We start from the raw sequence: 13,783 nt of genomic DNA on the forward strand, positions 1-13,783 counted from the left end.
GCCGCTGCCGCTGCCGCTGCCGCGCGAGGCCACCCGCGAGGGCGGGTGGGTGGGCGCGGCACGGCCGCAGGCCGGACACGGCCGCAGGCCGGACACGGCCGCCGTTGGGCCCCTGCGGGCCGCCGCCCGCGCGCAGCGCGGCACCACCCCCGCGCGAAGCGCGGAACAATGGGCGGGTGGGTGGAGGAAAACCCCCGGTCAGCCGCCCGACGTGGCGGACTCCGCCTCACACCCCAGCACCGTCGCGTCCCACGGGTCGGCCAGCCAGCCGTCCGGCAGGGCCACGCGGTTCTTGGCCGAAGTGCGGCCCCGCGGGCCGTCCGCGCCGGCCGGCCACGGCTGGTCCAGGTCCAACTCGCCGAGCAGGTCGGCGAGTTCCGCCAGCGACGCCGTGACGGCCAGCCGGTTGCGCAGGGTCGCGCCGACCGAGAAGCCCTTGGTGTACCAGGCGACATGCTTGCGGAAGTCGATGACGCCGCGCGACTCGTCGTCCAGCCACTCGCCGAGCAGCCGCGCGTGCCGCAGCATCACGTCGGCGACCTCGCGCAGCGGGGGCCGGTGGGCCGTGCCCGGCCGGCCGTCGGGCGAGAGCGCCGCGACGAGGTCGGCGAAGAGCCAGGGGCGGCCGAGGCAGCCGCGGCCGACGACGACGCCGTCGCAGCCGGTCTCCCGCATCATCCGCACCGCGTCGTCGGCCGACCAGATGTCGCCGTTGCCCAGCACGGGGACCTCGGGCACGGCCTCCTTGAGCCGGGCGATGGCCGACCAGTCGGCGGTGCCGCCGTAGTGCTGGGCGGCCGTCCTGCCGTGCAGGGCGATGGCGGTCACGCCCTCCTCGACCGCGATCCGGCCGGCGTCCAGGTAGGTGAGGTGGTCGTCGTCGATGCCCTTGCGCATCTTCATGGTGACCGGGAGGCCGCCCGCGTTGGCCACCGCGGCGCGCAGGATGGCGCGGAGCAGCGGTCGCTTGTAGGGGAGCGCGGAGCCGCCGCCGCGGCGGGTGACCTTGGGGACGGGGCAGCCGAAGTTGAGGTCGACGTGGTCGGCGAGGTCCTCGTCGGCGATCATGTGGACCGCCCGGCCGACCGTCTCCGGGTCGACGCCGTAGAGCTGGATGGACCGCGGCTTCTCGGCGTCGTCGAAGTGGATCAGCCGCATCGTCTTGTCGTTGCGCTCCACCAGGGCCCGGCTGGTGATCATCTCGCTGACGAAGAGCCCCCGGCCGCCGCTGAACTCGCGGCAGAGCGTGCGGAAGGGCGCGTTGGTGATGCCGGCCATGGGCGCGAGCACCACGGGCGGGTCCACCGCGTGGGGGCCGATCCGGAGCGTCATTCCGCCATTCTCCCGCATCGTCCGTGGCCCCTCGGTCGGCGGGCCGCTCGGGACACCTTCGGGCGCCGCACACGCTGGCCATCATCCAGGCGACCATGACCGGGGGGCGGCGGGCGCGGGCGATCTGCCGGTTCGGGGCGGCGGCCGCGGTCGTGATGGTGGCCGGGCAGATGCTGTGCGGGCTGCTGGTCTGGACGGACCTGGCGGGTACGGGCTGGCGGCTGGTGTTCCTGATCAACGTGCCGGTGGAGCGGGCCGGGGTGGCCGGCGGGGTGCTGACGGGCGGGCGGAGGTTGACGGCGGACGACTGACAGAAGTCGGATGACAGAAAACAGCTGACAAAAATTGCAATCTGTCAGTTGATATGTGACGCTCGCCGCATGACACCTTCCTCCTCCACATCGACTCCGCTGCCCCACCGCCGCCTCGGCAGGACCGGGCCGACGGTCTCCGCGCTTGGCCTGGGCTGCATGGGCATGTCGCCGATCTACGGGCACGCCGACCGGGACGAGTCGATCGCCACCGTCCACGCCGCGCTGGACGCCGGCGTCACGCTGCTCGACACCGGCGACTTCTACGGCATGGGCCACAACGAGATGCTGATCGGCGAGGCGCTGCGCAGCGCGCCGGCCGCCGCCAGGGAAAGGGCGCTGACGAGCGTCAAGTTCGGCGCGCTGCGCACCGTGGACGGCGGCTTCTCCGGTGTCGACGGCCGCCCCGCCGCGGTGAAGAACTTCGTCGCCTACTCGTTGCAGCGGCTCGGCGTCGACCACATCGACATCTACCGGATCGCCCGGGTCGACCCCGACGTGCCCATCGAGGAGACGGTGGGCGCGATCGCGGAACTGGTGGACGCCGGGCACGTGCGGCACATCGGCCTGTCCGAGGTCGGCGCGGAGACCATCCGCCGGGCCGCCGCCACCGCGCCCATCGTCGACCTGCAGATCGAGTACTCGCTGATCTCCCGCGGCATCGAACGCGAGATCCTGCCGACGCTGCGGGAGCTCGGCATCGGCGTCACCGCCTACGGGGTGCTGTCGCGCGGGCTGATCAGCGGGCACTGGTCGCCGGACCGGAAGGTGGCGGCCAACGACTTCCGCGCCCACAGCCCACGGTTCAGCGGCGACAATCTGCGGCACAATCTGGGCCTGGTGGAGACCCTGCGGGAGATCGCCAGGGAGCGGGAGGCGAGCGTGGCGCAGTTGGCCATCGCCTGGGTGCTGGCCCGCGGCGAGGAGATCGTGCCGCTGGTCGGGTCCCGTACCCGGGAGCGACTGGGTGAGGCGTTGGGGGCGTTGGACGTTACCCTCGACGCGGACGACCTGGCCGCCATCGAGCGGGCGGTCCCGGCGGACGCCGCGGCGGGCGATCGCTACGGGGCGGAGCAGATGGCCATGCTGGACAGCGAGAAGTAGCGAACAGGGGGACGGGATGACCGAGGCGCTGACCCCCGAGCGCATCCTGGCGGCCACCGAGGACGTGCTGCGCCGCTACGGCCCCACGAAGGCGACCGTGGTGGACGTGGCGCGGGCGCTCGGGGTCAGCCACGGCTCGGTCTACCGGCACTTCCGCACCAAGACCGCGCTGCGGGAGGCGGTCACCAAGCGGTGGATCGACCACACCACCGTCCTGTTGGAGCCGCTGGCCGCCGGCCCGGGGCCGGCCGACCAGCGGCTGTCCGACTGGCTGACCGTGCTGTTCCACGCCAAGCGGCGCAAGGCGATGGAGGATCCGGAGCTCTTCGCCACCTACACGGTGCTGGCCGAGGAGCTGAGCGAGGTGGTCGCGGCCCATGTGGCGGACCTGGTCGGCCAGCTGACCAGGATCATCGAGGACGGCCGGGCGGCGGAGATCTTCTCCCCAGGCCCGCCGGAGGCCGCCGTCCTGGCACGGGCCGTCCACCAGGCCACCGCGATGTTCCACAAGCCGCACTTCGCGGCCCGCTGGTCCCTCCCCGACGCCGAGGCGGACTTCACGGCCCTCCGCGATCTCGTCGTCCGCGGCTGTCAGTAGTCACCCATAAACTGTGCGTACTACTGGATAAGCCGCTGAAGGAGGCGCATCATGACATTGATGATGGAGCGACCCCAGACGATAGAGACCAGCGACAGGGCGCAGTTCGAAAGACTGCTCCACACGCTGGAAAAACTTGACGTGCCCGATGGCTACCGGGCGGAGATCATCAGGGGGAGCATCATCTTGTCGCCGTGGTCCAAGGGCACTTATCGGCCCATCCTGCGGAGCATGATGCGGCAGTTGTCAGGACACGAGCCGCAGGGGCACGTGATCGACACCGCCCCCTTCTTGTTCGCGTTCCCTGGGCAGAGCAAAGCGATCGGCCCCGACCTCCATGTGTCCGACGCCGAGGCGACGGACATTGACAGCGCCCACCTGCCTGGTGCGGCACTGTCGCTCGTCGCAGAACTCACCTCCGCGGCCACGGCGCAGTACGACCGCGTGGAGAAGGTCGAGTACTACGGGAAGGGCGGCGTGCCGGTCTACGTGCTCGTCGACATGGAACGGGCGACCGTGACCGTGTACTCCAAGCCCGGGGAGCAGGGGTACCAGCGGCACACCGAGATCAAGTTCGGCGACAAGGTTGATATCCCGGCACCGTTCGACTGCGAGTTGGACACGGCCGACTGGAAGGGCTGATCAGTCGTGGGTGTGGGAGCCGCGCACGCGGCTCCCACACCGCGGTCAGCAGCCGATGAGGCGGCCGGCCAGGTAGCTCTCGACCTGGTCGAGGGAGACGCGCTCCTGCTTCATGGAGTCGCGCTCGCGGACGGTCACCGCGTTGTCCTCCAGGGTGTCGAAGTCGACGGTGACGCAGAACGGGGTGCCGATCTCGTCCTGGCGGCGGTAGCGGCGGCCGATGGCGCCCGCGTCGTCGAACTCGATGTTCCAGTGCCGGCGCAGCGCCGTGGCGAGGTCCTTGGCCTTCGGCGAGAGCTGCGGGTTGCGGGAGAGCGGGAGGACCGCGACCTTGACCGGGGCGAGGCGGGGGTCGAGGGCCATCACGACCCGCTTCTCCATCTTGCCCTTGGCGTTGGGCGCCTCGTCCTCACGGTAGGCGTCCAGCATGAAGGCCAGCATGGTGCGGCCGACGCCGGCGGCCGGCTCGATGACGTAGGGGGTCCAGCGTTCGCCGGCCTCCTGGTCGAAGTAGCTGAGGTCCTGGCCGGAGGCCTTGGAGTGGGAGGTGAGGTCGTAGTCGGTACGGTTGGCCACGCCCTCGAGCTCGCCCCACTCGGAGCCGCCGAACTGGAAGCGGTACTCGATGTCGGCGGTGCGCTTGGAGTAGTGGGAGAGCTTCTCCTTGGGGTGCTCGTACCAGCGCATGTTCTCCTCGGAGAGGCCGAGGTCGCGGTACCAGTTCCAGCGCTGCTCCATCCAGTAGCCGTGCCACTGCTCGTCCTCGCCCGGCTTCACGAAGAACTCCATCTCCATCTGCTCGAACTCGCGGGTTCGGAAGATGAAGTTGCCCGGGGTGATCTCGTTCCGGAAGGACTTGCCCATCTGCGCGATGCCGAACGGCGGCTTGCGGCGCGAGGTCTGCTGCACCTGGGCGAAGTTGGTGAAGATGCCCTGCGCGGTCTCGGGCCGCAGGTAGGCGATCGAGCCGGTGTCCTGGGTGGGGCCGAGGTGGGTGGCGAGCAGCCCGGAGAACTGCTTGGGCTCGGTGAAGCCGCCCTTGTTCCCGCAGTTGGGGCAGTTGATATCGGCCAGACCATTGGCCGGAACGTGACCGTGCTTCTCCTCGTACCCCTCCTCCAGGTGGTCGGCGCGGAAGCGCTTGTGGCAGGAGGTGCACTCGGTCAGCGGGTCGCTGAAGGTGGCGACGTGGCCGGACGCCTCCCAGACCTCGGTGGCCAGGATGACGGAGGAGTCGATGCCGACGACGTCGTCGCGCGAGGTGACCATGGAACGCCACCACTGCCGCTTGACGTTCTCCTTCAGCTCGACGCCCAGCGGTCCGTAGTCCCAGGCGGCGCGCTGACCGCCGTAAATCTCGCTACAGGGATAGACGAAGCCACGGCGCTTGCTGAGGCTGACGATGGTGTCGATCTTGTCGGCGGCCACGGTGCTCTCTTCGGGACGAAGGACGAGAAGGAATCGCCTCAGGTTACCGGCGGACGAGGGCCGCGCACCAAATCGGTTGGCCGGCGGGAGTCGAGCGGGAGTCGAGGGCCGCGCCGGCCGCCGGGAACGCGAGAGGCGCCGGTCACATCACGGGATCCACAGTTGACAATGGTTTCCAAATAACTTGAAAATGGCTGTCATGACCGCAAGACGCGCACGCTCCCGAATACGCTCCGCCGCCCTTCTCGCCGGTGTCTCGAGTCTGGGGTTGTTGCCCCTGACCGCCTGCGGGTCCGGTGACGAGGGCGGTGGCGCGGGCGCGGACGGGCGGCTCGACGTGGTGGCGTCGTTCTATCCCATGGAGTTCCTCGCCGAGCGGATCGGCGGCGAGCACGTCTCCGTCTCCACCCTCACCGAGCCCGGCGTCGAGCCGCACGACCTGGACCTCAGCCCCCGCCAAACCGCCTCGCTCAGCGAGGCCGACCTCGTGGTCTACCTCCAGGGTCTGCAACCCGCCGTGGACGAGGCCGTGGAGCAGTCCGGCGCCTCGCACGTCGTCGAGGCCACCTCGTTCACCACGCTGGAGACCCACGGGGACGACGTCGACGGCGAGGAGCACGCCGAGGAGCACGCCGAGGACGGGCACGCGGACGAGGAGCACGCCGAGGACGACGGTCACGGTCACGACCACGAGGGCGGCGACCCGCACGTCTGGCTCGACCCGGTGCGCTACGCCGAGGTGGCCCAGGGCGTCGGCGACGCGATGGCCGAGGCCGACCCGGACCACGCGGCCGACTACGAGCGGAACGCCGAGCAGCTCGTCGGGGAACTCCAGTCCCTGGACGAGGAGTTCGCCGCCGGCCTGGCCGACGCGCCGGCCAGGACCTTCATCACCACGCACGCCGCCTTCGGCTACCTCGCGGAGCGCTACGAGCTCCACGAGGAGGCCATCACCGGCCTCGACCCCGAGGCCGAGCCGAGCGCCGCCCGGATGCGGGACCTCCAGGACATCGCCAGGGAGGACGGCGTGACCACGGTGTTCTTCGAGACGCTGGTCAGCGACGAGACCGCGCGTACCCTCGCCGACGACCTCGGCCTCGAGACGGCGGTGCTCGACCCCGTCGAGGGAATCACCGAGGACTCCCCGGGCGCTGACTACCTGGAGGTCATGCGCGCCAACCTCGCGGCCCTCCAGCAGGCGCTGGGCGCCTGACCACGCCAGAGAAGGACGGCAGAGAAGGAGCGGTGAGGCCATGGAGCCCGTGATATCGCTGACCGGCGTGACCGCCGAACTCGGCGGCCGGCCCGTGCTGCGCGGCGTCGACCTGACGGTGCGGCCAGGCGAGGTGGTCGCGCTGCTCGGGGCCAACGGCTCGGGCAAGTCCACGGCGGTGCGGGCCACGGTCGGCCAGGTGCCGGTCGCCGACGGCGAGTTGACGCTGTTCGGCACCGCCGTCCACCGGTTCCGCGACTGGCACAGGCTCGGCTATGTGCCACAGCGCTCCACCGCCACCGGCGGGGTGCCGGCCACCCTGCGCGAGGTCGTCTCGGCCGGGCGGCTCGCCCGCCGCGGGCTGCGCCCGCTTGGCCGGGCCGACCGGGTCGCCGTCGACCGGGCGCTCGACCTGGTCGGGCTCGCCGACCGGGCCGGGGACTCCGTGCACGCCCTCTCCGGCGGCCAGCACCAGCGGGTGCTGATCGCCCGCGCCCTCGCCGGCGAGCCCGAGCTGCTGGTCCTCGACGAGCCACTGGCCGGCGTCGACCTGGCCAGCCAGGCCATCCTGGCCGACACCCTGCGCGCCCAGCTCGCCGGCGGGGCCACCGTGCTGCTCGTGCTGCACGAACTCGGCCCGCTGCGGCCGCTGATCGACCGCGCCGTGGTGCTGGCGCACGGCCGGGTCGAGCGCGTCGTGGAACGCCCCGGCGAGGTTGCGGCGTCGCTGCCCGAGGAAGCCGCCTGCCACCCCCACGACACGTTCGGGCAGGCCGTCGGGCCGACGCTCGGGACCGGGATCCTGTGATGTTCGAAGTCCTCGACTACCCCTTCATGCAGCGGGCGCTGCTGGCCGCCCTGCTGATCGGCGCCGCGGCGCCGGCCGTCGGGATCTACCTGGTGCAGCGCCGGCAGGCGCTGATGGGCGACGGCATCGGCCACGTGGCGCTGACCGGCGTGGCGCTCGGCTTCCTGCTCAACACCAACCCGGTGTGGATGGCGGTCGCCGTCTCCGCCGTCGGCGCGGTCGCGATGGAGCTGCTGCGCTCCTCGGGCCTGGCCCGCGGCGACATCGCGCTCGCCATGCTGTTCTACGGCGGCATGGCCGGCGGCGTGATGATCATCAACCTGGCCCCCGGCGGCTCGACCGCCAATCTCACCTCCTACTTGTGGGGCTCGGTCACCACCGTCTCGCCCGCGGACATCACCGCCATCCTGTGGCTGTCCGCCTTCGTGCTGCTGATCTCGCTCGGCCTGCGCCGCCAGCTGTTCGCCGTCTGCCAGGACGAGGAGTTCGCCCGGGTCACCGGCCTGCCGGTGCGGGCGCTCAACCTGCTGCTCGCCGTCACCGCCGCCGCCACCGTGACCGTGGCCATGCGGGTGGTCGGGCTGCTGCTGGTCAGCGCGCTGATGGTGATCCCGGTGGTGGCCGCCCAGCAGGCGACCAGGGGCTTCGCGATGACCCTGGCCGCGGCGATCTGCTTCGGCGTGCTGGTCTCGATCTCCGGCACGGTCACGTCGTACTACGCCGACGTGCCCCCAGGCGCCACCATCGTGCTGATCGCGCTCGGCCTGTTCGCGCTGGCCTCGCTGCTGGCGTTGCCGCTGGCCAGGCGGCGCGCCCGGCGCGCACTCCCGGCACGGGCGCCGGAGCCGACCCCGGAGCCGGCCGCCCGTCCGTGAGCCCCCGGAAAGCCGCTACCCTGGCCAGGCAGGACCGGTGAGGGCAAGCGGCACGCCGAACAGGGAGGCACTCGTGGAGACGTCAGGACCGCCGGTGCGTGGCCGTTCGACGCGTCAGCGTGCGGCGGTCGCCGCCGCGCTCGCCGAGGTCGACGAGTTCCGCAGCGCCCAGGAGCTCCACGACATGCTCAAGCACCGTGGCGCCTCGGTCGGGCTGACCACGGTCTACCGCACCCTCCAGTCCCTCGCCGACGCCGGCGAGGTCGACGTCCTGCGCACCAGCGACGGCGAGTCCGTGTACCGCAGGTGCAGCACCGACGACCACCACCACCATCTGGTCTGCCGCTCCTGCGGCAAGGCCGTCGAGGTGGAGGGCCCGGCCGTGGAGCGGTGGGCGGACACCGTGGCCCAGGAGCACGGCTTCGTCGACGTCCGCCACACCGTGGAGATCTTCGGCACCTGCGGCGACTGCGCCGCCGCCCGGCAGCGCGGCTCCCGGGCGGCGGACGGCTAGGACTCCTCTTCGAAGCCTCGTGCGGCGGCCGTCAGTGCCGTCAGGGCTGTCCCCTGATGGCGTCGAGGCGGTGGGCGTAGAGCACCCGCCCGCAGGGGGTGCTGTTCCGGCAGGAGGGGTCGTCGGTGTCGGCCCGGTGCTCGGAGACCGACCACAGGCGGGGCGGGTTCCCGGTCGTCGCGCCGTGTTCGAGGTAGAAGTCCTCGGGGCCGACGGCGGTGCGGATCTCGCCGCCCTCCAGCGCGAGCCGGCCGCCGGTCACGGTCGCCCGCCACAGGCTGCCGTTGCTGTAGCGGTGGCTCTGGTTGACGTAGTACCGGCCCTCGTAGCGCGCCACGCCCTGCGCCTGGTGCACGGGCAGGAAGTAGGGGGAGCCGGCCGTGGCCGGCACGGTGCCAGAGCGCCGTTCGAGCTCGGCGATCGGCCAGGCGCCGACCCGGCCGGTGGAGGGCTGGGCGGCGGTCGTCGAGCAGTACTCCCCCACCACCAGGTGGTCGACGCCGCTGCGGTCCAGGGAGAGGTACGAGGCCTTGGGCGCGCCGACGTCGACGCAGCCGGTGCCGTCGTTGTACTGGGTGGCGGTGTAGCGCCAGGTGGCCACCTGCGGCATGACGTAGCGGTAGCCGTGCCCGTACCAGACGCCGCCCTGCCGCCCGACCCGCCGGCCGTCCTGGACGTCGCTGCTGAGTCCGTCGGGGGTGCGGTCGTCGGTCGCGGCGTCCTGGTCGGGGTTGAGGTCGAAGAGGTACCGCATGTCGAAGACACGGATGCCGTTGTAGGTGTCGGCGACGTAGAGGTAGTTGCCGTACCAGACCATGCCGCCGGCGTGGATGCCGGTCTGCCCGCCCGCCGAGTGGATGGGCTGGTAGGTGATCCGGCCGTCGCCCGCGTAGTAGGGCCACACCAACAGGACGTGCCGGTAGGTGCCGGCGGCGGGGTCGGCGAAGGTGACCCGGACGCCCTTCTCGAAGCAGAGCCCGGAGGTCGAGGCCGAGCAGTTCCCGGCCGCGTCCCGCCCTGGGTTGTCGTTGTCGTACCAGCCGGTGAGGAGCGTTCCGGTGGCCGTTCCCCACGCCTCGTCCTGCTGGGCGTCGGAGACCCCGGTCAGCCCCTGGGGTATCCACTCCTGGCCGAGCGAGTCGCCCTCGTCGAAGCAGCGGACGGTGTCCGGGTCGAGCGGCGGCTTGGGGGTGGGGTCGGTGGGCGACGTCGGGTCGCCGGAGCCGAACGGGTCGGCGCACGCGCCGTCTTCGCCGAGCGGGCGGTTGGCCTGGGCGAGCAGGTTCTGCACGCCCTGCCTCGGCAGCGCGGCGGTCAGGTCGGCGATGCGGCCGCTCAGGTCGCTGCCGGCGGTGAGCGTGAACTCGCCGGCGGGCGCCGGGGCGCCCGCGCCGGGGAAGTCGAGCGCGGCCAGCTCACGCTGGCGCGGGCTGAGGGTGCCGACCTCGGCCAGCGGCTCCTGCGGCTCCCACCGGCCGTCGCCGGGGGCGTCCCCGGGGGTGGGCGTGTCAGCTGCGGGCGGCTCGGCGGCGGAGCTCGCCGGGCCCGAGACGGCCAGGCCGAGCGGCAGGATCAGTGCCAAGGTCAGCGCGGCCCCCGCGCCGCGTGACCATCGTCGTCGTGGTGACTGGCTACGTGACTGGCGTCGTAAGCGTCGTCTGATCAAGGTTCGCCCCTCGAAGTGATCGTCGAGTACGGACGAACTCAGACTGACATGGACGCAACAGAACCAGTAGCCTCCAGCGGCTCGGGCTCACCGCGACTGGGTGGGAATCTCGTTGGGCACCGCGCCGCCGAACCGCCGGTCGCGCGAGGCGTACTCGACGCACGCGTCCCACAGGTTGCGCCGGTCGAAGTCGGGCCACAGCACGTCCTGGTAGACCATCTCCGCGTAGGCGCTCTGCCAGATCAGGTAGTTCGACGTGCGCTGCTCCCCCGACGGCCGCAGGAACAGGTCCACGTCCGGCATGTCGGGGAAGTAGAGGTACTGGCTGAGCGTCCGCTCGTTGACCTTCTCCGGCGATATCCGGCCGGCCCGCACGTCCTCCGCGAGCCGGGCGGCCGCGTCCGCGATCTCGGCGCGCCCGCCGTAGTTGAGGCACATGTAGAGCGTCATCGCGTCGTTGTTCCTGGTGCGCTCCTCCGCGTACTGGAGCTTGCGGATCACCGACTTCCACAGCCGCGGCTCGCGCCCGGCCCACCGGATGCGCACGCCCATCGCGTCGAGCTCGTCGGTGCGGCGGTCGATGACGTCCCGGTTGAAGCCCATCAGGAAGCGCACCTCGTCAGGTGAACGCTTCCAGTTCTCCGTGGAGAAGGCGAACAGCGACAGGTTGTTGATGCCGAGCTCCAGGCAGCCCTTGACCGCCTCCAGGACCACCGCCTCGCCCCGCTTGTGCCCCTCGGTGCGCGGCAGGCCACGCTCCTTGGCCCAACGGCCGTTCCCGTCCATCACCACGGCCACGTGCCGCGGGATCAGCTCGCCTGGCAGCTTGGGCGGCTGGGCGCCGGACGGGTGCGGGTCGGGGGCGCGGTACTCACGACGCCGCCGGGACGACAGGATTCCGCGGGCAGCCATAGGGGGACTCCGTAACGTCGGTGCGATCCTGAGCGACCGAGGGTATCGCCGCTCAGCCCTTCTCCACGAATCTGAGCGACCGCAGTCCGCGCTCCAGATGCCAGTGCAGATAGGCCGAGACGAGGCCGCTGCCCTCCTTCACGTGCCGGGCCTCGGCGCGGTCCGCCGTCGCCCAGTCGCCGGTGAGCAGCGCGCCGAGCAGCCGCAGCGCGTCGGGTGACGGCACCACGCTGCCGGGCACCCGGCAGTCGCCGCACACCGAGCCCCCGGCGGCGAGCGAGAAGAACCGATTCGGCCCGGGGAGGCCGCACTTGGCACAGTCCTCGAAGCTGGGCGCGTAGCCGCCGACCGCCAGCGACCGGAGCAGGAACGCGTCCAGTACGAGCCCGGGGGCGTGCGCCCCGGCGGCCAGCGTACGCAGGCCGCCGACCAGCAGCAGGTACTGCTGGACGTTGGGCTCGCCCTCGTGGTCGGTGAACCGCTCGGCCGTCTCCAGCATCGCCGTCCCCGCGGTGTAGCGGGTGTAGTCGTCCACGATGTGCCGGCCGTAGGGGGCGATGGACTCGGCCTGGGTGCACAGCGGCAGCGAACGGCCGACCAGCGCGCTCCCCCGCGCGTAGAACTGCACGTCGACGTGCGAGAAGGGCTCCAGGCGCGCGCCGAACTTCGACTTGGTACGGCGCACGCCCCGCGCGACCGCGCGCACCCGGCCCTGCCCGCGGGTGAGCAGGGTGATGATCCGGTCCGCCTCGCCCAGCTTCTGGGTGCGCAGCACGATGCCGTCGTCGCGGAACAGGCTCATGCCGCCCATTCTCGCCCACCGGGCGGGCGCCGCCGCCGTGCGGGGCCGCCCCGCGCCCCGGATCGTGGAGGGTGTGAAGCCCGACGAGCCCGGTCCCTCCCGGTGGCAAGGCCGCTCCCTGCTGGCCGCCGAGCCGGCGCTGCGTCTCGGGCGCTGGGACATGTCCTGGCTGCTGCCGACGGTGCTGCTGGCCGGCATCGCGCTCGCCGACTGGAACTCGTCCGGCGAGTTCCGGGTGGTGACCTGGCTGGCGGCGGTGCCGATCGTCGCCTCGGCCGTGAGCGGGATGCTGACCACGGTGATCTTCGCGCTGCTCGCGCCGACGGCGTTCATCCTGCTCGACCTGTCCTGGGAGCACGCCGACCAGATGGGCGCCGGCGACTTCCTGCTGGTGGTGGCCGGCGGCGCGCTGGCCGTGCTGTCGCGCTGGCTGCGCGGCCGCGCCTACCGCCACCTGCTGAGCGTGGAGAACGCGGCCGAGGCGACCAGGCTCGCGGTGCTGCGGCCGATCCCGCCGGAGACGGAGGGCCTGCGCTCCGCCAGCGCCTACCTGGCGGCCGACAGCGCCGCCCAGGTCGGCGGCGACTTCTTCGACGTCCAGCCCTCGCCCTACGGCCCCCGGGTGCTCCTCGGCGACGTGCAGGGCAAGGGCACCGGGGCCGTGGACACGGCGGCCGCGCTGCTCAGCACCTTCCGGGAGGCCGGCTACCACGAGCCGCTGCTGGCCACGGTGGCGGCGCGGCTCGAGGACCGGCTGCGGCGCGAGAACGAGTACGCGGCCGGCCTCGGTGAGCGAGAGGAGCGGTTCGCGACGGCGGTGCTCGTGGGGTTCCCGGCGATGGACACGGGCTGGGTGGAGCTGGTCAACTTCGGCCACGCCGGCCCGCTGGTCGTCGGCCCGACGGGCGTCCGGCAGCTGCCGGAGGGCAGCGGGACGCCGCTCGGCCTCACCGCGATGTCCACTCCGGACGCCGGCGAGGGCGCCGGCGAGGGCGGCGGCCCGCCGGTGGAGCTGCCGCCGGTGCTGCGGGTGTCGTTCGACGGGGTCGAGACGTTGCTGCTGGTCACGGACGGTGTGACGGAGGCCCGCGACCGGGCCGGGGAGTTCCTGCCGCTGGCCGACCACCTGGCGGCGCGGGTGGGGGAGGCGTGTGCGTCGCCTGAACGGTTGGTGGCGTTGGTGGAGCGGGCGGTGCGGGGCCATACGGGTGGGCGGTTGGCCGACGACACGGCCATCCTGGCCGTGCGTCGCGCAGTGGCGTGACGGAGTCCCGCGACCGGGCCGGGGGTTCTCCCCCACCCTCCCCCAGCTAACGGCCCCCAGGGAGGTGCCCCCACAAGCCCTTTCTCCCGCTGCCGCGCTCCCGCGGCGGGGGCCCGGCGCTTCGCGCGGGTTTTCCCCCACCCGCCCGCCCGTTCTTCCGCGCTTCGCGCGGGTGGGCCCTGGCGGGCCGGGCCGGCCTTCGGCGGCTGCGCCGCCGGGCCGGTGCGGCGCGCTTCGCGCGGGGGCAGGCGGCTACGCCGCCGGGGCGTTGGGGGGTGGGTGTCCCGCGCTTCGCGCGGGGTTTTCCCCACCCA

General features: G+C 72.4%; 14 protein-coding genes. 9 read left to right on the forward strand and 5 right to left on the reverse strand.

The window, feature by feature from the left end:
- Positions 1-198 precede the first annotated feature (198 nt).
- Complete coding sequence (dusB, locus tag ACYVPE_RS36400; protein ID WP_461038107.1) at positions 199-1,350, reverse strand: tRNA dihydrouridine synthase DusB; 1,152 nt, start codon at positions 1,348-1,350, stop codon at positions 199-201.
- Positions 1,351-1,427: 77 nt separating this feature from the next.
- On the opposite strand from dusB, the gene ACYVPE_RS36405 reads away from it, so the two are divergent.
- The 4 genes from ACYVPE_RS36405 to ACYVPE_RS36420 all read left to right on the forward strand — a co-directional run bounded on the left by ACYVPE_RS36405 (position 1,428) and on the right by ACYVPE_RS36420 (position 3,987).
- A complete protein-coding gene (locus ACYVPE_RS36405; protein ID WP_461038108.1) occupies positions 1,428-1,643 on the forward strand; it encodes a hypothetical protein in 216 nt (71 codons plus the stop codon).
- A gap of 69 nt (positions 1,644-1,712) precedes the next feature.
- Positions 1,713-2,747 carry an aldo/keto reductase gene (locus tag ACYVPE_RS36410; protein WP_461038109.1) on the forward strand — a complete coding sequence of 345 codons (1,035 nt, stop codon included), beginning with the start codon at positions 1,713-1,715 and terminating at the stop codon, positions 2,745-2,747.
- 16 nt (positions 2,748-2,763) lie between these two features.
- Positions 2,764-3,345 (forward strand): TetR family transcriptional regulator, encoded by a 582-nt coding sequence (locus ACYVPE_RS36415; protein ID WP_461038110.1) that lies wholly within the window; start codon positions 2,764-2,766, stop codon positions 3,343-3,345.
- 51 nt (positions 3,346-3,396) lie between these two features.
- Positions 3,397-3,987: a Uma2 family endonuclease gene (locus ACYVPE_RS36420; protein WP_461038111.1), complete on the forward strand. Its 591-nt coding sequence runs from the start codon at positions 3,397-3,399 to the stop codon at positions 3,985-3,987.
- Positions 3,988-4,032: 45 nt separating this feature from the next.
- Here the strand turns inward: ACYVPE_RS36420 and ACYVPE_RS36425 are convergent, their stop codons facing one another.
- Positions 4,033-5,415 carry a glycine--tRNA ligase gene (locus ACYVPE_RS36425; RefSeq protein ID WP_461038112.1) on the reverse strand — a complete coding sequence of 461 codons (1,383 nt, stop codon included), beginning with the start codon at positions 5,413-5,415 and terminating at the stop codon, positions 4,033-4,035.
- A 199-nt stretch (positions 5,416-5,614) separates the two neighbouring features.
- Between ACYVPE_RS36425 and ACYVPE_RS36430 the strand changes: the two genes are divergently transcribed.
- The 4 genes from ACYVPE_RS36430 (at position 5,615) to ACYVPE_RS36445 (ending at position 8,825) form a co-directional block, all read left to right on the forward strand.
- Positions 5,615-6,628, forward strand: a complete 1,014-nt coding sequence (locus tag ACYVPE_RS36430; protein WP_461038113.1) for a metal ABC transporter substrate-binding protein — start codon at positions 5,615-5,617, stop codon at positions 6,626-6,628.
- Between the two features lie 40 nt (positions 6,629-6,668).
- On the forward strand, positions 6,669-7,436 hold the full coding sequence (locus ACYVPE_RS36435) for a metal ABC transporter ATP-binding protein (RefSeq protein ID WP_461038114.1): 768 nt from the start codon (positions 6,669-6,671) through the stop codon (positions 7,434-7,436).
- A complete protein-coding gene (locus ACYVPE_RS36440; protein WP_461038115.1) occupies positions 7,436-8,311 on the forward strand; it encodes a metal ABC transporter permease in 876 nt (291 codons plus the stop codon). Before ACYVPE_RS36435 ends, ACYVPE_RS36440 begins: the two co-directional genes overlap by 1 nt.
- 73 nt (positions 8,312-8,384) lie before the next feature.
- Entirely contained in the window at positions 8,385-8,825 is a 441-nt protein-coding gene (locus ACYVPE_RS36445; protein WP_461038116.1) for a Fur family transcriptional regulator, read from the forward strand.
- Between the two features lie 40 nt (positions 8,826-8,865).
- Here ACYVPE_RS36445 and ACYVPE_RS36450 read toward each other — a convergent pair whose 3' ends face one another.
- From ACYVPE_RS36450 to recO, 3 genes are all read right to left on the reverse strand, one after another.
- Positions 8,866-10,407 (reverse strand): hypothetical protein, encoded by a 1,542-nt coding sequence (locus ACYVPE_RS36450; protein ID WP_461038117.1) that lies wholly within the window; start codon positions 10,405-10,407, stop codon positions 8,866-8,868.
- 171 nt (positions 10,408-10,578) lie between these two features.
- Complete coding sequence (locus ACYVPE_RS36455) at positions 10,579-11,403, reverse strand: isoprenyl transferase (RefSeq protein ID WP_461038118.1); 825 nt, start codon at positions 11,401-11,403, stop codon at positions 10,579-10,581.
- Between the two features lie 52 nt (positions 11,404-11,455).
- Positions 11,456-12,205, reverse strand: a complete 750-nt coding sequence (gene recO / locus ACYVPE_RS36460; RefSeq protein WP_461038119.1) for a DNA repair protein RecO — start codon at positions 12,203-12,205, stop codon at positions 11,456-11,458.
- On the opposite strand from recO, the gene ACYVPE_RS36465 reads away from it, so the two are divergent.
- On the forward strand, positions 12,204-13,469 hold the full coding sequence (locus tag ACYVPE_RS36465; protein WP_461038120.1) for a PP2C family protein-serine/threonine phosphatase: 1,266 nt from the start codon (positions 12,204-12,206) through the stop codon (positions 13,467-13,469). The two genes, recO and ACYVPE_RS36465, sit on opposite strands and share 2 nt — an antisense overlap.
- Positions 13,470-13,783: the final 314 nt, after the last annotated feature.

It is taken from the genome of Streptomyces mayteni, assembly GCF_054783955.1.